This window comes from Methanobrevibacter sp., from assembly GCF_045603845.1.
GTDB lineage: Archaea > Methanobacteriota > Methanobacteria > Methanobacteriales > Methanobacteriaceae > Methanocatella.
Genome location: NZ_JAZUMY010000100.1, coordinates 1 through 19,700, shown reverse-complemented (window position 1 = coordinate 19,700; position 19,700 = coordinate 1). Strand labels below are relative to the sequence as shown.

The following is a 19,700-nucleotide window of genomic DNA, read 5'->3' as shown; positions in this document are numbered from 1 at the left end:
TGATGCAATCTTTTTGTTGTTTTTTAATAGCATTATCTTTTTCTAGCTTTTGATTAAGCTCTTCCATTTGGATTTCACTAAACTCCTTATACGTTAGTCCCTCATAATTTTTTGAAAAATATCTTTAGGAATCATCATAATTAAAATCCAAAAATAAAAAAAGAGATGAATATAAAATTCATCTATTAGAAATTTGTTGTTTAAGTTTTTCTATTTCTTTTTGTTGTTTTTTAATTGTATTATCTTTTTCTTCTAGCTTTTGATTAAGCTCTTCCATTTGGATTTCACTAAACTCCTTATATGTTAGTCCCTCATAATTTTGTTGGTATACTGATTTTGAAATCACTATTAACAACTCCTTACATTTATTTTCTTCATTTCTAAAGAAATGTTTAATCATTTTTTCAGAACTTGATGGATATCCAATTGAATATTCGTTTCCATTTTACTTTTTGAAAATAGATCAGCTAACTTTTCTAAAATTTCCGCAGCGATTTCATCATCCACAAAAATAGCATCATATACAAAGTTCAATGCTTCTTCAATAGATAATTGTCTCTTGATTTTAATTATGTTTTCCAACATAGTTAACCTTTTTGAAATATCCTCTTCAGTCACTACAATGAAACGAATTTTGTAAATCTGATCATGTGTTTCAAAACATAATATTTGTTTTCCAGGATCGATATTTGTAATAACAACAGAATTTGATGGAATATTCGTTTGATGAATCAAAAATAACTTATAATCATACAAAACTGCTATCTTATCATCAAGCAAAGGATAACTCTGATGTTCAACATTAATTGTAGATTTACATGTTATATCTCCTTTTGGCATGACAAGTTGAGCACAATCCATCTTTAGATTTCTACCATTTTCTGTAAAAACATCCAATTTAAGTGAATTTGCATATTCACCAGGAAAATTAAACACATTATGTGTTTCTTTGGGATATTTTGATGAAATCAAGCGAAAACAATAATCATGAGGATTATGATTTCTCTCATTCATCATCATCTCCACAAGTTCATTCAATTCTATTTTATTTTTTAATTTCATATTATAGTTCCTCGAATTTCCGGAAAAATTCAATCTGCATATGCAATATTTTATTTATTAAAAGCCATATATAAAATATTTAGTTTTTTATAGCACAATATAACCTTATTTTTGAATATAACTTGATTATATGAATATTTTAATCAGAAGGTTATTTTAAATGAATTTGAAATAATCATATTTTTCATGGCGATGATAATTTCAAGTAAAAAAATTGCCTCAAATTATTTATTTAAAGTCAAATTCTGATGTTTCAACAATCTTTGGAAGCCTGCCTACAGTTGCGACATTATCATCTGATATTATCAGCACCCCCTCAAAATACTGGGAGTAGTTTTCCGCAGTCTCAAGGCCATTGTATACCCTGTCCTCTGATGATTCACCACATACGTCATTTGCGATTCTTGTAGCAAGTCCGTCAGCAACTGAAGGGCTTTTTGATATTACAGTAACGCTTTGCGCCTCACCAAAGCTTATTGAATGGCCGATTCTGCCTGAAGACGTGCATATTCCAAGGGGCTTTTTCCTGGCCTTTAAGCGAAAGGCGATTTCATTTCCCAGAATTTCATTGTTGGAATATATGCCGCACAGCACTTTCCTGTCATTGACAAGTGCAATATCTCCGCCGTTTTCCACAATTGAATAAGCAGAGCCATTTTCAATCAGGTAATTAAGCGACAATTCAGATATTGTTCCGGCAACGCTTGCCATAGGCCCTACGTCCGCACAAATAGATGATAGATACATTCTTTCAACAATTAACGGCAAGTCATCATATGCTATTTTAACAGGTTCCAGTGACAGCCTGAAATCAGGATTTTTCAGGATATATTTTTTCAAATCAGATCTTATCCTGTAGATATATCTCTTAAGGTCATGATTTGCCAAATCGCTCGTTAATCTGATATGAGTTTCTTCCAAATTGATTTCCTGAAAATGCATTTGATTAATCCCTATGTTATTTTTCAACGGTTAATGAATTATTAATTATTATATTAATCCTTTTATTTAAGTTATTGTGCTGAAATTGATTATTATACATTTTTTGAATTTTCTATCTTTGATGCATATTCAGCAATTTTTTTCATGATTATCTCCAACAGTTTTTCCATCGATTAAATTAAAAATTCATGTTATTATTCACCACTCAAAAATGAAAAGTATTAAAATTATCAATCATCAATTAATTTAAAACAAGTCGGTTGAGAAAAATCCATTTTTTATATAATCCAATGTAGGTAGTCAATAAAAAAAGAATGTTAAAGAAGTTAATCTTTAACTTGAAATAGTGATTTTGTTTGCAATCGCAATATTATTATACATTGAAGTTATTATATACTCGCCCGGAATCAGATTGATGTTTAGATGGGCAACGCCTTCACTGTCACAGGTCCTGTTGTAAAACACACCGTTAATGTTGAATGTGATGTTTTCAAGAGGATTAGGATTTCCCTGACCGTCCAGGACAGTGACATTGAACTTGGATCCGTCACGATAGGACATTGACAAATCCTCAGCCTGAAGAATCGGAAGCACTTTTACAGTGTTTGCAACAGCAAGGCCGTTGTAAACAGCAGTGATTATATAGGTTCCAGGCTGCAGGTTAATGTTGAGCTTGACGTGACCTGTAGCATTTGAAGTTCTTGTGTAGAAAACACCGTTGATGTTGAATGAAACGTTTTGGCCCGCACCGGCGGCATTACCCTGACCGTCCAGAAGCTTAAGAACATAGTGAGAAGCGTTCCTGTAATATTTGGTCAAATCATGGTTGTCAACAATTGTCGTTAGTACTTTAACATTATTGGAGTGAAGCTCGTTTGTTGCAAGGTTTCTGGCAGTGATAATGTAGTCACCAGGCTCCAGATTGATATTGAGCTTTCCGACACCGTCAGTAACAGTTCTTGTGTAGAAAACACCGTTAATGTTGAACTCCACGCTTCCCTTAGCAACCTTATTTCCGCTGCCATCAAGACATGTTATGTAGTACTGGCTGGCGTTTCTGTGGTACTTGGTCAAATCAGAGCCGTACAATGTGGATATTACCTGAACATCAGCTTCACAGCTTGCATCTGCACAGGAGCATCTGATTGAATAGTTTCCCGCACCCAAATTGATATTCATTGAAGCAATACCTTCAGAATTTGTTGTTCTTTTGTAATCCTTTCCGTTTATCGTAAATGATACCTGAAGGCCCGGAATAAGCCTGCCATTTCCGTTAATAACTGAAACAGTGAGCTTTTCAGGCCCGCCGACATACTTGGTGAGATTCTGGGCAGTCAAAGTGTAATCGGTATTGCCGTCAACAGTCAAAACACCCGGCTTAACTTTGACATTGCCTGAATCGACAGAAGCTGTGACGTCATATACCCCTTCAGCCAGATTACAGGTATAATAATATCTGCCATCTTCTGACCATAATGTCTCACTGCTTGTTTGTCCGGTATCCCTGTTTGTGAATTTTGCATTGACAGTTGGATTTGTCCATAATTTTATCTTATTTCCGTCATCATCCTGCAATTGGCATAACTTTATATTTGAGTCTGGTGCGACAAGCGAATTGACAAAAACCATATTCAAATTGAATTTTACATCTGAAGCTCCATCCAAAAGTTCAACGTCATACTTATTATTGGCAGTCATCTTATTGTTTTTTAAGTTCTCTACATCATAAACAAAGCAGCAATCCTTATCTGAGTTAAAGTTACAGTTGGTAATGCTGTTTGCATAATATATCACTGCGCTTTCCGCACCATTATTTGTAAAATCACAGCCATCAATATTCAAATATTTATAACCGTATATTGTAGAACCTCTTCCATCCAGATTAGAATTTTCAACAAAATTGCAGTTTTTGATTTCCATGAACAGATCCTGGTCAAAATCGTTTCCGGAAGCGGTAATTGCACCACCATCCTCTGCAGTATTTTTTTCAAAATAAGAGTTGGATATAACTACCGGCGCATATTCCATACTGGCACCTCCCATAACATGTATGGCTCCACCGGAAAAAGCATGATTGTTAATGAATCTGGATTGTGTGATTGTTATTGGATGCTGAACATCAATGGAGATTGCACCACCAGTATCATCTTTTTCTACAATACTATTTTCAAAAAGACAATTGTTAATGCTTCCTCCTTCAAAAAACAATGCACCTCCATTAAAATACGCATGATTATTTCTGAAATTACAGTTGTTAATATTTGCAACCTCAGCTGAAATTGCACCTCCATACCAACCGCCATAATTATTTTCAAAATTACAGTTATTAACATTTATTACGGCGTCTATGCCCCGGGCACTTAATGCACCTGATTCATAATCATAATATCCGTTTATAAAATTGATATTGTTGAATGTGACTGTGTTGAAATCAGCAACTCGAATAATTGCTGATTTTCCAAGTGCATTAATGGTATGTCCGTTTCCATTGATAGTAAGAGACTTTTTAATAATTATTCCGCCTGTTGAAAAGCCGGAATTGTATGTATAGTCATTTTCAAGGTTTATTGTGGACCCTGAAGAAGCGGAATTGATTCTGTTTTGAAGAGCAGAAAATGTTCCCGCATCAGCTCCCAATTGCGTATCATCACTTATTTCCAGCGTTTCATTTATATCATCGCTTGCAGATACTGCTGAAAGTGAAATCATGAAAATAAACACTGATATTAGAATTATCCATTTTTTATCCATAAACTTACCCCATATCTAATTTGAAATCGTAATTTTGTTTGCAATCGCAATATTATTGTACATTGAAGTTATTATGTACTCGCCCGGAATCAGATTGATGTTTAGATGGGCAACACCTTCACTGTCACAGGTCCTGTTGTAAAACACACCGTTAATGTTGAATGTGATGTTTTCAAGAGGATTAGGATTTCCCTGACCGTCCAAAACAGTGACATTGAACTTGGATCCGTCACGATAGGACATTGACAAATCCTCAGCCTGTAAAATCGGAAGCACTTTTACAGTGTTTGCAACAGCAAGGCCGTTGTAAACAGCAGTGATTATATAGGTTCCAGGCTGCAGGTTAATGTTGAGCTTGACGTGGCCTGTGGCATTTGAAGTTCTTGTGTAGAAAACACCGTTGATGTTAAATGAGACACTTTGGCCCGCACCGGCGGCATTTCCCTGACCGTCCAGAAGCTTAAGAACATACTGAGAAGCGTTCCTGTAATACTTGGTCAAATCATGATTGTCAACGACTGTCGTTATGACCTTAACCTTATTTGAGTGAAGCTCGTTTGTTGCAAGGTTTCTGGCAGTAATTATATAGTCACCAGGCTCCAGATTGATGTTGAGCTTACCGACACCGTCAGTTACAGTTCTTGTGTAGAATACTCCGTTAATGTTGAACTCAACGCTTCCCTTAGCAATCCTATTTCCATTAGAGTCAAGACAAGTTATATAGTACTGGCTTGCGTTTCTGTGATATTTGGTCAAATCAGAGCCGTACAATGTGGATATTACCTGAACATCAGCATCACAGCTTGCATCTGCACAGGAGCATCTGATTGAATAGTTTCCCGCACCCAAATTGATGTTCATTGAAGCAATACCTTCAGAATTTGTTGTTCTTTTGTAATCCTTTCCGTTTATCGTGAATGATACCTGAAGACCGGGAATCAACCTACCATTTCCGTTGACAACTGAAACAATGAGCTTTTCAGGTCCTCCGACATACTTGGTGAGATTCTGTGCAGTCAAAGTGTAATCGGTATTTCCGTCAACAGTCAAAACCCCCGGCTTAACCTTAACATTGCCTAAATCGGCAGAAGCTGTGACATCATATACCCCTTCAGCCAGACTGCATATGTAATATAAACCTTTTGATTCATCATCATACCATAAATTTTCTGTTGTAGTTTGTCGGGTATCCCTGTTTGTGAATTTCACTTCAATTGAATTGAACCATCTGAAAAATACAGTATTTCCTTTATCGTCAATGAACTGGCATAGCTCTATTTTTGAGCTTGGCGCAACAACACTGTTGGCAAATACAAGATTTAAATCGAATTTGACATCAGAAGGATCTCCTAAAATTTCAATATCATATCTGTTGTTTGCATTCATTATATTATTTTTCAGTGTTGTTTCAGGTCCAACACTAACAAAAAAGCCATCTGTATTGGAGTTGAAATTACAGTTGGTAATGCTTTTCGCATCAGCTATGACAGCATCATTTCCGACAGCATTGTTTGTGAAATCACAATGGTCAATGTCGAGATGCATATATCCCCTGATTGCAGCACCCAAACCCTCATTCAAATCAGTGAGGGAGTTTTCAACGAAATTACAATTTTTTATCTCAAATTTCAAATCTGATTCATCTTCAGATCCCATGAAAGATACGGCACCGCCCATTGCAGCCTTATTCTTTTCGAAATAACAATTGGAGATGACCGCTGATGAATAAGGATAACCTGTTACAGTCAGTGCATCTATTGCTCCGCCTGCATCAGCTGAATTGCCTATGAATCTTGATTGGGCAATATTGCATGCATACATATTTTCAATGAAAACTGCACCGCCTGATGAACCTAAACCTGTAGCATGATTGTCTTCAAAGACGCAATTGTTTATATTTCCACCATCCAACCATATTGCTCCTCCTTCAGTAGTTGCATGGTTGCTCTGGAAATTGCAATAGTTAATGTTTGCAACCTCGCCATAAATTGCACCTCCTTCACAGTCAGGAGCAATATTGTTAATGAAGTTGCAGTAGTTGAAGTTACATGTGGATTCAATCGCATGACAGGAGACTGCTGCGCCTCCAGGAACCCAATATCCGTTTATATAACCGGTTGTGTATCCGTTGATGAAATTAATGTTGTTGAAATTGTATGTCTTATACATATTCGTGTCTATAATGAGTATTGGGGACTTTCCGATTCCGTCAAGCGTGTGTCCGTTTCCGTTTATTGTAATTGATTTTGTAATTGTTATTCCTAAAGTTGACGATCCGGAATAGGCGTAATCCTTATCCAGACTTATTGTTGAACCTTCTCTTGCCTGATTGATTTTAGTTTGAAGTTCCGTGAACGTTCCGGGATTTGCGCTTAATTCAGCCTCATCACTTATTTCCAACGTTTCATTAATATCATCGCTTGCAGATACTGCAGACATTGTAATGATGAAAAGCAATAAGCTCAAAAGTAGTATTTTTTTCATTGTTATCCTCTTATTTTTTAAAAAAAAATGCTGTTAAAATTAATTAACAGCATCAAATATTGTTTATTGTGGTTTGTAAGTATCAGCAATCTCTTTAAGTGCCTGTAAATCATCACCTTGGATGCTGACAAGTTTGCTTCCGTCATGGTAAGCTAAGATGTAGCCTGAAATGGTGGAATTGTCATCATCGTCTGATGTTACTGTGCTTAAATCTATGATTGTCCAGTTTCCGTATTCTCCACCTAATGTAGCTCCGTCATTGTTAACCCAGTTACGTGCATATTCTGTTGCTGAATCAACAAGCATTGAACCTGTGGAAATATCCACAAAGAAGCTCATGTCATCAGTACTTACTATGTATGAGTTTACACTGTATCCGTCTTCACTGGAAGTAAAGTTAACTATTGAAGCGTTGGCCGCAAAGTCAAGGGTGAATCCGTCAAAGGTATAAGTTTCATTAACCGCTTCAGGTTCACCGCCCAAAAAGTCAAAAATTCCTGCACTTACAACGTTGAGGCAACTAATTACTGCCACAAGAACAATAAGTAGAGCCAATATTTTTTTCATATCCATATTAAATCACCATATCTATATTTAGAAAAACAGTTTTTAAAATACGTGACGGCTATTAAAGGTTCATATGCGGAAGGTTTACTGGAAAAAAGAAAATTATTACAGACAGAATATGCCTTTCGTTTCATTTTAGGCAACATGACCTGCAGGGCTTTGAACATGTTCTCAATGGAATACATGGAAAGCCTGTAATTTGCAAATAGAATTCCATTCATTTTTAAACCTCACAAACACATAATAATACATTTATGAACATTTACATATATAATTTACTAAATTAATTGTTCATTTTTAACAAATCCAAATATTGATAATGTTTAGTTTAGCATTTGAAAAATAATGTTAAATTCAATGCTAAATCAGCAATCTGCGAATCTCTTCGGCAAGCCTGTCCTCAAACTGCTTTTCACTGGGTGCGATGTTTTTGTAAAACTCCCTTTCAATTGTAATTATCCGGGGCTCTATTTTAACGTAGAGACCGTCGCCCAAAATGTCGCTGATGAGAAAAACTGCCTCTTTGATATAATCGCGGTGTATTCGGGTTAACGAATCATCACTCAATATGAAATCCAGTATGATTTTGATGGATATGATGTCAACCAGTTCAATGTTCGGGTATTTGAGATATTTCAGCTCGCCTACAAGCTTATCGAGAAGGACCTTAAAGTATGGTGATGGCTCCAGTCTCAGCAGCTGACTGATGTAGAAATCTATTATCCTAACACAACCTTTCAAACAGCAAAGCGGTGACTATGCAGTCAGGATCAATCAGCGGCAGCATTATTTCCTGTTTTTCCTTGAATTCTTCAATAATCTCATCGAACATTTCTAAAACCTCCAGTTGATACTATGCAGTTTTGAATATAAATAAAATGTCCGAGAGCATCTGAACAGTATTAGAGCCAGAAGAAGAAATATCTGCTGGTGGGCCTGTTTGATTTTTGGTACTGTTCGTATTCTATTTCAGCCTCTTCCTGAGCCAGCTGGTCTTTATAATCGTTTAGGGCGTTGTTGAGACGGTCTGCAAACTCATCTGTTGACATCGTCTGGGCAGGAGTTTGTCCGATCAGTTTCGTGATGTCGTCATTGACATAGGTGTCATTAAAGCATACCAGAAAAATGTTGTCTCCCGTTGCAAAATACACCGTCGTGTAGTTTCTTGATTCGTATGTCTTATAGATTACAACTGCGTCATGGCCTTCAATGTTGGTATATTCTGCGGAATTTGCGTTGACTATATCGTCGCCATAGTTGATTTTGAGGTTTTTGTCATAATCCAGAGACAATATTCTGAATGTAAGTCCGCTTTGATATAGATATGATGACTCCTTAAGGGTGCCGTGCTCATACTGTTGAGGTATTTCAAAGTCAACCCCCTTTATTGTTACATTTTCGGCTCCTGCCATTGGAATAATTAAAAGAAGAATCAATGATATTAAAAGAATTGTTTTCATTCTCGCCACTTAAATCACCTTGTCTATATTATGGGAAAAAGAGATATATAAACATATATTATACACAAGGTTTGGAGGATGGTGAGCTATTCACCATCGTCTTCAAAAAAAGAATTTTCGATTTCAGCCTCATCGCAGTGCTTTTTGACCTTGGCCAATATGGCAACAACGTCCTCTTCAGCCAGATCATTGCTGAAGTAGTATACCACAGGTATTATGTCATTTGAAGCATTAATTTCGAGATAATTCGCTTCAGGCATGACAACGCTCTTGGTATTGTAAAGCTCGATATCAGCTATTATTTCATCTGCGCCTTCAGCCGCCTTGATTTGTGAGTTTTCATATTTCTCTTCCAGTGATGAAATGATTTCGTCATCTGTCATTTTGATAGGTTCAAGATCCAAGTCGTTGAGCTTTTCTTTAAATAATTTTGCATTGTGTAGTTTTTCCTGGATTTCTGCTAATTGCTGTTCCAACTGCTTTTCATCTTCCAGAAGAGAGTTGATGAAAGCTTCGCTTCCATTGTTGAAGTTTTCATATAACTCCAGAACCTCACGTGCGCTTAAGATAGAATTGTTTTTGAAAAATTCCTTGGTGTGCGCTTTCACGCGAATGCTGAGAGGTTTGAGTTTTTCCTTTTTAGTTTTGACTTCTTCTTCGAAGGGCATGAACTCACGTCCTAACTTGTGAAGTGATTCGATTCTTTCACGAAACATTTCTTCAAATTCTTCACGGGTCAGTTCATCCGGGAATTTAAATTCAAATTCACCAGGTCTGTAAGATCCTCCGAATTTTTCATTACCAAATCTGAATTCTTTTGGGTCTTTATCATTCATATATAAAACTCCTTTAAGTTTACATTTTTCAAATTTGTGTACACAATTAAATGTAGGAGTTCATAGTATATAAATGTTTGTATTCATTTTTAAAAAAAGTATACGAAAATGAGTCAGTTAAATTTTGATGAAAAATAGTTAAAATCAATGTCTACAACATGATTGAACATGCTGAGACCATTAGACATTGATTAAATTTCATTTATTAAAACTTTTAGAATTTGGTATCCAAATTCCAGTAAATATTATGTACCAGACAATATATAAAAATTGTGATTCATTTTTAAAAAAAGTATACGAAAATGAGTCAGTTAAATTTTGATGAAAAATAGTTAAAATCAATGTCTACAACATGATTGAACATGCTGAGACAATTAGACATTGATTCAAATTCGTTTATTAAACTTTTAGAATTTAGTATCCAAATGGATTTAAACTCTAATTGATATTATGCATTAAATATTATATAAACATTATTGTTTTAAATTTTTAAATTGTAGAAAGTGTCTATTATAACTCAACAAACCCAAACATAACAGATTAATGTTATCGATAAACAATAATTATAATATTTGATGATTTCTACAATTTAAAGGAGAAATCAGTTATGGCATGAATTAATTATATGTAATCCATATGATGTAGAATACCAAACACCATGTGATGATGGTATATATGAGCATTCCAATCCAAAATTTTTTTTGGATACTCATAAGGATTCCTCCAACTTAAATAAACGAATTTGCCAAAAGTTAGATATTTTAAATATCAATATTGGCAATATTATTTTGTCTTGAATAATATCACCTCCTTTTGGATCAAGAGTTTGATTAATTATAGTATTTAATTTTATATTATAAATAGTTTATTTGTTCTATTATCAAGTAAATATTATACTCATGAGGTAAAAAAGATATTTATGTCTTTAAATTAAATTTAAGATAAAAAAATAAATTTTTATAACAAATAATTACATATTATGACTATTTATTAAATTCGTTATCTTGATAAATATTACAAATTATGAATAAGTATTATAATTCATTTTTAAAAAAAAGTATACGAAAATGAGTCAGTACAGCTGCAACTCATTTTCCAAAGCCTTGGCTTCCTGACGGTTTTTCTCCTGTTCTTCAGCAGGAGACAAATCATAAGGCCTTGTAAAGAACAAATCAATGTCATTAATCACTTCACAGATTGCCATATGGACAAGCTCCTTTAAGGCCAGTGACTTTTGGATATCTGTCATGTCGTCCTGTGAATATATCCTTTCATGGTCTTTATTGTAATCGTCAGTGATTTTTTTCTCGTTTAACTGGGCTTCAAGAGTGTCCCTGTCATACTTTTCGTCGCTTAAAATCAAGAAATTGATAAGTGACTCCTTCTCCTCGGCGTAATCCTGGCCTGGATTTGCTATGACGTTTCTGAAATACATGTTGACGGACTGGAAAATGTCTCTTGCCTCACGCCCATCCATCAGATCTCCTGAAATGATATCGAAAGCTGATGAAATGTAGTAGCTTCCGTTTTTGAATCTGGTTTTAAAGGCCAGTTCTATTTCCTCATCGCCCACATACTGTATCAGTTCAATATCCTGCTGGTTTTCAAATGTCTCCTTTGTCAGCTCATCATTTTTAAGCTTGTAATTTGAACCCGGACTTTTGAGCGTATTGTTAATCTCTTCGATAAAGTCCAGTGTAATCGGTGTAAAATTGCTTTCGCTCATTTATAATCTCCCCTTAATATTATTATGTAATCATCCGGTTATGAACTTTTTCCTTTGGGTTTGGATGAAATTGTCAACTTCCAGCCTGATGTCTTCCAGTGTGATTGCGGGTCTGAGCTCAGAAAGGGCGTTGAGGACTATCAGAACCCCTATTGCCTCCGCCATGTAAATATCCTTAAATCTTAATGACTGGTATGAAATCAGGAAATTGCCGTTCGGATGCTGGTCGATTTTGAAATTGGGATTGATGAAGTTAAGGTCACGCACAAGCTTTGATCCTTCAGTTAAATCCTCAAAGGTCAGCTCCTTTTTATAATCATCAAGAAAATCGAAATGAACGTCGTACTTGGAGCTTTCAAAATACTTGTCCACAAGCAGATAGGCCACAAAAACCTCCATATCCGAAATCTGATATTTGATATTGTTCAAAATGAATTCCATCTAAACCACTACAACATCCGATGAATGTGACTCTCCGTATACATCATCACCCCTGAAATCGGAGTTTACGGTATATGACCCGTCAGTCAGTGTCAGATTGATGCTGGCGGTTCCGTTGCTGTCCGTTTTCAATGTGTATGTATTGTCATTGATGGCGACCGTTATGAACCTGTCGGCCAGGGCGTTTCCGGATTCATCTGTAAGCTGTACTGAAAAGGTATCCCAATATTCAAACTGTGAAGATGAAATCATGTTGAGTGAGGTGGCGACCTTCGTGTCATTGGATGAAAGCATGAATCCTGAAAATACAACCAGAAATATGCACAACAGGGCAACGCCAATCCATTTGACGGGATATGTCTTTTCAAAGCCTGACCTTCTGATATAGTTTCCGCATTTCGAACAAAAGAGCGAATCGTCATTTATGATTTCGCCGCAGTTTTTACATTTTCGAGCCATATTGATAATATTAGTTTTCCACTGTTAAAAAGCTATTGCACAAAAAGGTTACCAAAACCTTAAATAATGAATCTGTCAATTGAAGAGTATGATTTACAGATGCTTGATATGTGGACACATCCACAATGAGGAATCAACGGGAATTAAGCTCGGCGAAGTGAAGCGATGTCCCGTTTGCGGAAATGAAATCGCGAATTTTGTTGAAGCAGCAGGATCTGCGAATATTATTGAAGAAATGGCAATATCCGGCAAAAGCATAATCTCATCAATGGCAACCGACGTTGAAATGCCTGGCTGGGATGATATTCTGATTTTGGGATGCAACCTCAATCCCTTTCCCCTTGAAATGGACTGTGAAGTAAATGCACGGACAGTTATCGGCAGGAATGCCTTAAAGCCCATGGTAATTGAAACTCCAATAATCATAAGCCACATGTCCTATGGAGCACTTTCAAGGGAAGCTAAAATCGCCCTTGCAAAGGCAAGCTCATGTGCCCGGACTGCTCAGGGAAGCGGCGAAGGCGGAATATTGGCTGAGGAGATGGAAAATACATATAAATACATATTTGAATATGTTCCCAACAGGTACAGCGTAAATGACAGGAATCTGGTAAAAAGCGATGCGATTGAAATCAAGTTCGGCCAGTCAACAAAGCCCGGTCTTGGAGGCCAGCTTGAAGCGGCAAAGGTAACTTCCGAGATTGCAAAAATCAGGGGGATGAGAGAAGGCAGGGACATTCACTCTCCAGCAAGAATTCCTGGAGTTGGCTCAAAAGATGATTTGAAATCACTTGTAAGTGAACTTCGCGAAAAATCCCATGGGAGACCAATTGGAGTGAAGCTCTCTGCAGGAAGAATAGAAAGCGATTTGGAATATGTGATTTATTCAGGAGCTGATTTTGTAACAATAGACGGACGGGGAGGTTCCACAGCAGCAAGCCCCAGGATAATAAGGGATTCAACGAGTCTTGCGACAATATATGCTCTTGCACGTGCAAGGAAATACTTAGATAAAAATAAAAGTGACATTGACCTGATTATAACCGGAGGACTGAGAATATCCTCTGATTTTGCAAAGGCACTGGCCATGGGAGCGGATGCGGTTGCAGTTGGAACCTCGGCGCTGATGGCTCTCGGATGCAGACAGTACAGAATCTGTCATACCGGACAATGTCCTATGGGCATTACAACACAGGATGCAAATCTTAGAAAAAGACTTGACATTGAAAAGGCTTCAAAAAGGGTTGAAAACTATCTTAAAGTATCAGCAGAGGAACTTAAAACCTTTGCAATAATTACAGGACATAGTGATGTTCATGACATGAATACTGATGATCTGGTTACTGTTAACTCAGAAATATCTGATTATACCAGTATCAGACATGCATGAATTACCATTTCAATCCTTTTGACCCTCTTTTTTTAATTTCAACACTGTCATAGGGCAGTTTTACTTTAATTAATGAAACAATATCTTTTTCTTCAATCTTTTTGGATGATGGCTTTTTTCAATTTCCATTCTAATCCTCCAGGTCATTATCCAATTCCAGATATATTTCTCTTTTCAAAGCTTCTTTTAAACCTTTTTTATAATCCCCGATACATACTTTTTTATAAGCATTTTCATAAGCTATTCTATAACCTATCTTAAATCCTTCTTTACAAGCCTTTTCAAAGCCTTTATTATAACCTACCTTAAAACCTTCTTCATATACTCCACTGCGAATTACCTTATCATATATTTCATCATTGGACATCTGTGAACACCTTACTCAATCATATTCACTGTCAACATTACATCAAACATATGGTCATGATTTTCATGTTCAATTAATGGTGACAGTTGATATTTTTAGTTGTTTTTTACTTTGTTTTACAGACCTATATATCTTTTTTTACATTAACGAAAAAGTAGTTAATGGTAAAAATATGACATCCCCATCCCTTTTTATAAGATTTGTTGTTGATGAAATGATTATTCCATAATCACAGCCATATTTGTTCATTGTTTTTTTGACCTGACTTTTGTCCTTGTTGCCTATGCCTACCTCAACAGCCACTTTCTTTCCTTCAAAGGTGGTTATAATAAAGTCTGACATTCCTTTTCCTGTCGGTGCGAAGATGCCATGTGGCTTTGAAATCGTGTTTTTCAATCTGAAAAATGTGGATGCAACATAGGTTTCAGCAAGAACACCAAGATAGTCCCTATTGTTGGGATTATGCTTTCCAAGAGTGAAATTGATGCTTGCATTGAGTGTGGGTGATAAGAAATAATACTTGCTTGGGCTTCTTATCATTTTAGATGCGCCTCCGTAAGGCTTTATATGGAAAATCAGATGAGTCTTTTCCAGAATATTCAGCAGTTCTGTTATGTTTGATCTTGAAGAGCCTATATCCTTTGACAGATTGTTGACAGACAGGCCTCCAGGCTTTTGTGTTGCCATGAATGACAATATGTTGAATATAATCTGTTTCGTATTCCCGTTGTATGCCTTGTAATGCCTTACGTCATTTTCAACTACCCTTTTTATGAGTTCAAAAATCTTTCTATGGGCATTAATTTCATTCAGGTTCAAAGATAATGGAAAGCCACCGTATGACAGGAAGTATTCAACTTCTTTCATCAAAGGCTTTTTTAAAACAGAAGCTGATGTTAATAAGTCTGTTTCTTTTTTTGATGCATTTTCAATATTACCAGATAAGAATAAATCAATCAAATCAGATGAAATATTGATATCGGCAATCCCATATTTCAGGTAAAGATATTCCTGAAAGTTCATTGGATATATCCTCTCAAACAAGGTTCTTCTGACTGAATTAAGATTAATCTCTAAATCCAATGCGTTTGATCCTGTAAAAATCATGAAAACCTTCTTTGACTGGTCATATATTGCCTTTCCAGTCTTTGACCAGTTTTCATCTTCCTGAGCCTCATCTACCAAAAGAAAAATCTCCTCATCCAATGTCGCAAGATACCTGTGGTGTATATCTTCAACAAAGATATCAACCAGATTCGAAAGGTCTGATTTTTTGAATGATTTCAGCTGGTCGAGAGAAAGGTATAATATTCTGTTTTTGTCAATTCCCTTTTCAATCAGATATTCATATGCCTGAAAGATCAGTGTGCTTTTTCCGGTTCCTCTTAGTCCCTGCATTATCATGAATCTGTTTTCTCTATATCCTTCTAAAAAATCATCCAGACTGTTTTTTATGTTGATAAAGGCATTGCGGTATAGAAATTTTTCATCGTCATTTTTTAGAAATTCATCGGCGATGTATGGTGTCGTGTTAATCTGTTTTATTATATAAGTTAAATAATCTTCTCTTGAATTCATGTTTCTCACCTTTCTTCTTATGTATTCATTTGACTACAAGTCATATATAAATACTTGTACTGAAAATAGTACAAGGAATATATAAAGCCTTGTACTCATAATACTACAAGTAAAGGAAAAAAGGTCAGATTATGCAGTCGTCCATAAGGCAAAATCCTTCCTCGTGAGCCAAATCGTTTGAAATGTTTGACTCATACAAGGAATCCTTGACAATGACCCATGGAAGATTAAGCTCTTTGACCTTCTTTTCCAAAGAATAAAGTTCTGAATCTGTAATTTCAGTTTCCTCAAATTTGTAAAGCCAATATGATTTTTTCGAATATGTTTTTCTGTGATAAACGTTTAAAACACCGCTTCTCATTATAATCACCTAAGTATAATTATGAACTTTGATATTTAAGGCGATTGTGCGAGAGCGTGTGAACACTAATATTTCAAAATATGTCATCAACATAACAAAAGGATTGTGGAGCCCGGAAATTATCCAAAGTGCCGACATCAATAGGATGGGTGAATATATTTAAATTATCAATCCTGATTGCAAAACCTGTGTCTTTTCCTTTGAAATAATCAAAAAATGATTCTTTTGAAATGCCCGCAGCATCCGAATAATTATTCCACAGGTTATTTGGGGTATCTTCAACATAACCTGTAAATTCAAAATAGCCTACAATCTTTTTTTCGGGAGCGGTTGAATAAATATAAATCTTTTCGACTTTTTTTCGAAAGATGCTTCGTCTGAATTCATATTTCTTCTCATATGACATTATCTTTTCGACAAACTCGGGTTTGATGGATATTAACAGGTTCATTATAATCAATTTTAGTTAAGCCGGATTAATAATTTTTTGGGTCAATCCTAAAACTATTTATCCGAATTAGATTAGGCTTTCGAGTACTTTTGTTTGTTAAGAATTTGTTAAGAGTATGCTAGAGATGTGTTAAGAGTATGTTAGGAGTATGTTATGAGTTTGTTACGGGTGTGTTAGGGGTGTGTTATGCCTGCCTTTATTATTAAAAAGTTGTGTTAAAAAAATTATCCGAACCCTGTAAATTAGTCTGTTAAATTCCGTTGAATAAAATAACAATTTATTTAAAACCGAGACTGTGTATTTCACCGGTTCTTATATCAACAGTTCTCATATAACCGTCTTCATATTCCTGTTTTACAGTATACTGATCAATGAAATATCTGTTCGTTTCAGGATATGGGTCATTGGACGGAGGCAGATTGTTGATGTCATATGGAGTGGCTGAAGACCTGGAAGTGTTTGAAGAAACGCTGGGCGCAGCTTTTTGTGTAACAGTCAATTTCTGCTGAGTGCTATTTTCGCCGAATTTATCATTTCCGCTGTAAATGACATTGACATTATACTCTCCTTTCGCCAAATCCAAACCGATTATGGATTCGCCATTTGAATTTGTTCGGGCAATCTTTTCCATGACCGCATTGCCTGCCGAATCAGTCACAGTAATATTAACCGCTTCGTTTGAAAGCGGAGTGTTATTCAAATCGGTCAGTAGGACAGATAACTGTCCGCCCTCATTCTGCTCGCTTGCGCTTGTGATTGTAATTTTAACGGGATGGCTTGCATTTGCAGGGTTTAATAATGTAACTCCAATTGCGGCTGCAAGAACAAGAAGTATTACAAGCAGTATTATGATTATGTTATTATATTCCATTTTTAATCGCTCCTGATAGTATATAGGGTGCTAGAAAATTAGTGTCATTAAATAGAATGTAGCTTCCTTAATTTTAATAGTTAGACCACAATACTCTATGAATCTGTATGGGGTCTATGAATTATTTTTTAATTAAAAAATAGGGTAATGTATAACCATAAAATTTAATAACTATGGGTTACAAATATTTATTTGGTGAATAAAATGCAACCAGGATTAAATTATGATAAACATGACCCTAGATTTATTTTATTGGGCAAAGTATTTAAATTTATCGAGAACGAAAAAGTAAAAGACGTATTTAACCGTAATGGAGTTAAAAATAGAAATACATTTGTAATTTACCTTAAAATATTTTTTATGCACATATTTTTTTAATTATAATATTTCTGATGTGGTTAATGAGTTAAATAGGTCATCTAAGCTCAGAAAATTTACGGGAATTTCAGATGTTCCTACTGAATCTCAAGTTTATGAGTATTTTAGCAGGTATGAGCCAGAAATATATTGTAATATTGTTAATTCTATTCTTAGAAAGTTTTATATTCCTAGAAAAACACGAAAAGATACTTATATTGTTGATGCAACACCTGTAGAATGTGATATTAACATTTTAAGCAAGTACATCACAAAAGAACATTTGAAAAAATTAAGATTGAAATTCGGTTATTCAAACTCTAAAGGATATTTTATTGGATATAAAGTCACAATAGTATTAGAAAAGACCACAAGAACTCCTATTTCAATTTTAATTCATCCTGGAGCACCAAATGATTCCAAAATTTTTGACGAAGTTTTAAAAGAACTCAAAAGAAGACGCCTAATCAAACCAAAAGACATATTATACTTCGACCGAGGCTACTTCTCATATGAAAACTATAAAATTGGAATTAACAAATACAAAATAATCCCAGTAATATTTCCAAAAGAAATATTCAATATAAACAAATTCCAAGACCAAATGTCCTACTCACTAATGATCTACAAGAATAAAAACAAAATCGAAGAAAATAAAAAACTAACAAACCACCTCCAACGCCTATTACTAATAAAACTAGAGAATTGGAAAGAATACAAACCAGTAAGAGGAATAATAGAAGATTTCTTCAAAGCAGCCAAAGGAGCATTCGGATTAGGCAAATTCCACAGCTTCACAGACAAATCCATGTACAAAAACATTTACCTAGCCCTATTATTAACTGCAATAGTCGTACAAACAGGATTTAAAACAAAAACACAACTACAACAACTAGCAGAAGGAAGAATAGAATTTCAACCACCAAAAAATAAAAACACAAAAAACAAGAAAGACAACAAACAAAACAACGAAAATACCAAAACCCCAAACAAAACTGGACAACAACAACTAAAAATCAAACTAAAAAAAGCATTTAAAACGCTAGATTCATTCTGAAAAATCTAGCACCCTATATGATATTAATCCAATGTGGGCTCATTATGCTGATAACCACAAAGGAGTATGTATTGAATATAACTTTTGGGAGGATAAACTTTTAAGAGATATCTGTTTTCCGGTTTATTATGTAGATAAAGCATATAATAATAATAACATATGTCGAAAGATATTAAAAGACTTTAAAGCAAAAAATAGATTAATTTCACAATTATTTTTGAAAAAAGGTAAATCTTGGAATTATGAAAAAGAATGGCGAATCGTAATCCCAAATAATCTTAAATCAGACCAACTTAATTTTAAATGGAAAAATCGAAAAAGATATTTAGAATTCTTAAAACCAAAATCTATTTATTTAGGATATAACATTAATACTGATGATAAAATATATATGAAAGCAATAGGTAGAGATTATGAATAAAAATTTATCAAATGATTAAAGATGATTACGGATATAATTTAAAAGCAAAACTCATTTAAATACAAGTAATGAATAAATTTGAAAATGTAATATTATTCATTGAAATAAAAGAGTGAATA

The 19,700-nt window shown here is 34.9% G+C and carries 21 protein-coding genes; 4 read left to right on the top strand and 17 right to left on the bottom strand.

All coding sequences use genetic code 11. The annotated features are described in order from the left end of the window. Positions 1-178: 178 nt before the first annotated feature. The 6 genes from ACKI2W_RS09750 to ACKI2W_RS09725 all read right to left on the bottom strand — a co-directional run bounded on the left by ACKI2W_RS09750 (position 179) and on the right by ACKI2W_RS09725 (position 7,812). Positions 179-400, bottom strand: a complete 222-nt coding sequence (locus ACKI2W_RS09750) for a hypothetical protein (protein ID WP_407381621.1) — start codon at positions 398-400, stop codon at positions 179-181. Continuing rightward, positions 397-1,062: a hypothetical protein gene (locus ACKI2W_RS09745; protein WP_407381619.1), complete on the bottom strand. Its 666-nt coding sequence runs from the start codon at positions 1,060-1,062 to the stop codon at positions 397-399. Before ACKI2W_RS09745 ends, ACKI2W_RS09750 begins: the two co-directional genes overlap by 4 nt. 228 nt (positions 1,063-1,290) lie before the next feature. Continuing rightward, positions 1,291-2,004, bottom strand: a complete 714-nt coding sequence (locus tag ACKI2W_RS09740) for a UPF0280 family protein (protein WP_407381617.1) — start codon at positions 2,002-2,004, stop codon at positions 1,291-1,293. Between the two features lie 333 nt (positions 2,005-2,337). After that, positions 2,338-4,755: a hypothetical protein gene (locus tag ACKI2W_RS09735; protein WP_407381615.1), complete on the bottom strand. Its 2,418-nt coding sequence runs from the start codon at positions 4,753-4,755 to the stop codon at positions 2,338-2,340. 15 nt (positions 4,756-4,770) lie between these two features. Then, on the bottom strand, positions 4,771-7,239 hold the full coding sequence (locus tag ACKI2W_RS09730; protein WP_407381613.1) for a hypothetical protein: 2,469 nt from the start codon (positions 7,237-7,239) through the stop codon (positions 4,771-4,773). Positions 7,240-7,302: 63 nt separating this feature from the next. Next, on the bottom strand, positions 7,303-7,812 hold the full coding sequence (locus ACKI2W_RS09725; RefSeq protein WP_407381611.1) for a hypothetical protein: 510 nt from the start codon (positions 7,810-7,812) through the stop codon (positions 7,303-7,305). Between the two features lie 45 nt (positions 7,813-7,857). On the opposite strand from ACKI2W_RS09725, the gene ACKI2W_RS09720 reads away from it, so the two are divergent. Further along, positions 7,858-8,004, top strand: coding sequence for a hypothetical protein (locus ACKI2W_RS09720; protein WP_407381609.1), 147 nt, complete (start codon positions 7,858-7,860; stop codon positions 8,002-8,004). Positions 8,005-8,166: 162 nt separating this feature from the next. On the opposite strand, the gene ACKI2W_RS09715 is transcribed toward ACKI2W_RS09720, so the two are convergent. The 6 genes from ACKI2W_RS09715 to ACKI2W_RS09690 all read right to left on the bottom strand — a co-directional run bounded on the left by ACKI2W_RS09715 (position 8,167) and on the right by ACKI2W_RS09690 (position 12,728). Beyond that, entirely contained in the window at positions 8,167-8,547 is a 381-nt protein-coding gene (locus ACKI2W_RS09715) for a hypothetical protein (protein ID WP_407381607.1), read from the bottom strand. Positions 8,548-8,708: 161 nt separating this feature from the next. Continuing rightward, entirely contained in the window at positions 8,709-9,275 is a 567-nt protein-coding gene (locus tag ACKI2W_RS09710; RefSeq protein ID WP_407381605.1) for a hypothetical protein, read from the bottom strand. Between the two features lie 77 nt (positions 9,276-9,352). Next, positions 9,353-10,102 carry a hypothetical protein gene (locus ACKI2W_RS09705; protein WP_407381603.1) on the bottom strand — a complete coding sequence of 250 codons (750 nt, stop codon included), beginning with the start codon at positions 10,100-10,102 and terminating at the stop codon, positions 9,353-9,355. A 1,072-nt stretch (positions 10,103-11,174) separates the two neighbouring features. Next, a complete protein-coding gene (locus ACKI2W_RS09700) occupies positions 11,175-11,828 on the bottom strand; it encodes a hypothetical protein (protein ID WP_407381601.1) in 654 nt (217 codons plus the stop codon). A 30-nt stretch (positions 11,829-11,858) separates the two neighbouring features. Then, a complete protein-coding gene (locus ACKI2W_RS09695; RefSeq protein ID WP_407381599.1) occupies positions 11,859-12,269 on the bottom strand; it encodes a hypothetical protein in 411 nt (136 codons plus the stop codon). Next, a complete protein-coding gene (locus ACKI2W_RS09690) occupies positions 12,270-12,728 on the bottom strand; it encodes a zinc-ribbon domain-containing protein (protein ID WP_407381597.1) in 459 nt (152 codons plus the stop codon). 88 nt (positions 12,729-12,816) lie between these two features. Here ACKI2W_RS09690 and ACKI2W_RS09685 point away from each other — a divergent pair, with 88 nt between their 5' ends. Further along, the gene (locus ACKI2W_RS09685) at positions 12,817-14,118 is read left to right on the top strand and encodes a glutamate synthase-related protein (protein ID WP_407381595.1); all 1,302 of its coding nucleotides are present in this window, start codon (positions 12,817-12,819) and stop codon (positions 14,116-14,118) included. A 130-nt stretch (positions 14,119-14,248) separates the two neighbouring features. On the opposite strand, the gene ACKI2W_RS09680 is transcribed toward ACKI2W_RS09685, so the two are convergent. From ACKI2W_RS09680 to ACKI2W_RS09660, 5 genes are all read right to left on the bottom strand, one after another. Further along, positions 14,249-14,485: a hypothetical protein gene (locus tag ACKI2W_RS09680; RefSeq protein WP_407381593.1), complete on the bottom strand. Its 237-nt coding sequence runs from the start codon at positions 14,483-14,485 to the stop codon at positions 14,249-14,251. Positions 14,486-14,623: 138 nt separating this feature from the next. After that, complete coding sequence (locus ACKI2W_RS09675) at positions 14,624-16,063, bottom strand: ATP-binding protein (protein WP_407381591.1); 1,440 nt, start codon at positions 16,061-16,063, stop codon at positions 14,624-14,626. A gap of 124 nt (positions 16,064-16,187) precedes the next feature. Further along, positions 16,188-16,424, bottom strand: coding sequence for a hypothetical protein (locus ACKI2W_RS09670; RefSeq protein WP_407381589.1), 237 nt, complete (start codon positions 16,422-16,424; stop codon positions 16,188-16,190). Between the two features lie 73 nt (positions 16,425-16,497). Continuing rightward, a complete protein-coding gene (locus tag ACKI2W_RS09665) occupies positions 16,498-16,875 on the bottom strand; it encodes a hypothetical protein (protein WP_407381587.1) in 378 nt (125 codons plus the stop codon). A gap of 277 nt (positions 16,876-17,152) precedes the next feature. Further along, positions 17,153-17,746, bottom strand: coding sequence for a hypothetical protein (locus ACKI2W_RS09660; RefSeq protein ID WP_407381585.1), 594 nt, complete (start codon positions 17,744-17,746; stop codon positions 17,153-17,155). A 394-nt stretch (positions 17,747-18,140) separates the two neighbouring features. On the opposite strand from ACKI2W_RS09660, the gene ACKI2W_RS09655 reads away from it, so the two are divergent. Continuing rightward, positions 18,141-19,160, top strand: a complete 1,020-nt coding sequence (locus ACKI2W_RS09655) for a transposase (protein WP_407381583.1) — start codon at positions 18,141-18,143, stop codon at positions 19,158-19,160. A 31-nt stretch (positions 19,161-19,191) separates the two neighbouring features. Beyond that, positions 19,192-19,581 (top strand): DUF2971 domain-containing protein, encoded by a 390-nt coding sequence (locus tag ACKI2W_RS09650; protein ID WP_407381581.1) that lies wholly within the window; start codon positions 19,192-19,194, stop codon positions 19,579-19,581. Positions 19,582-19,700 lie beyond the last annotated feature (119 nt).

Coding starts and splice junctions, on each gene's coding strand:
- ACKI2W_RS09700 (WP_407381601.1), bottom strand. CDS start 11,828: ATGAGCGAAAGCAATTTTACACCGATTACACTGGACTTTATCGAAGAG.
- ACKI2W_RS09730 (WP_407381613.1), bottom strand. CDS start 7,239: ATGAAAAAAATACTACTTTTGAGCTTATTGCTTTTCATCATTACAATG.
- ACKI2W_RS09685 (WP_407381595.1), top strand. CDS start 12,817: ATGATTTACAGATGCTTGATATGTGGACACATCCACAATGAGGAATCA.
- ACKI2W_RS09670 (WP_407381589.1), bottom strand. CDS start 16,424: ATGAGAAGCGGTGTTTTAAACGTTTATCACAGAAAAACATATTCGAAA.
- ACKI2W_RS09705 (WP_407381603.1), bottom strand. CDS start 10,102: ATGAATGATAAAGACCCAAAAGAATTCAGATTTGGTAATGAAAAATTC.
- ACKI2W_RS09650 (WP_407381581.1), top strand. CDS start 19,192: ATGTGGGCTCATTATGCTGATAACCACAAAGGAGTATGTATTGAATAT.
- ACKI2W_RS09695 (WP_407381599.1), bottom strand. CDS start 12,269: ATGGAATTCATTTTGAACAATATCAAATATCAGATTTCGGATATGGAG.
- ACKI2W_RS09725 (WP_407381611.1), bottom strand. CDS start 7,812: ATGGATATGAAAAAAATATTGGCTCTACTTATTGTTCTTGTGGCAGTA.
- ACKI2W_RS09690 (WP_407381597.1), bottom strand. CDS start 12,728: ATGGCTCGAAAATGTAAAAACTGCGGCGAAATCATAAATGACGATTCG.
- ACKI2W_RS09750 (WP_407381621.1), bottom strand. CDS start 400: ATGATTAAACATTTCTTTAGAAATGAAGAAAATAAATGTAAGGAGTTG.
- ACKI2W_RS09740 (WP_407381617.1), bottom strand. CDS start 2,004: ATGCATTTTCAGGAAATCAATTTGGAAGAAACTCATATCAGATTAACG.
- ACKI2W_RS09680 (WP_407381593.1), bottom strand. CDS start 14,485: ATGTCCAATGATGAAATATATGATAAGGTAATTCGCAGTGGAGTATAT.
- ACKI2W_RS09665 (WP_407381587.1), bottom strand. CDS start 16,875: ATGAACCTGTTAATATCCATCAAACCCGAGTTTGTCGAAAAGATAATG.
- ACKI2W_RS09745 (WP_407381619.1), bottom strand. CDS start 1,062: ATGAAATTAAAAAATAAAATAGAATTGAATGAACTTGTGGAGATGATG.
- ACKI2W_RS09675 (WP_407381591.1), bottom strand. CDS start 16,063: ATGAATTCAAGAGAAGATTATTTAACTTATATAATAAAACAGATTAAC.
- ACKI2W_RS09660 (WP_407381585.1), bottom strand. CDS start 17,746: ATGGAATATAATAACATAATCATAATACTGCTTGTAATACTTCTTGTT.
- ACKI2W_RS09735 (WP_407381615.1), bottom strand. CDS start 4,755: ATGGATAAAAAATGGATAATTCTAATATCAGTGTTTATTTTCATGATT.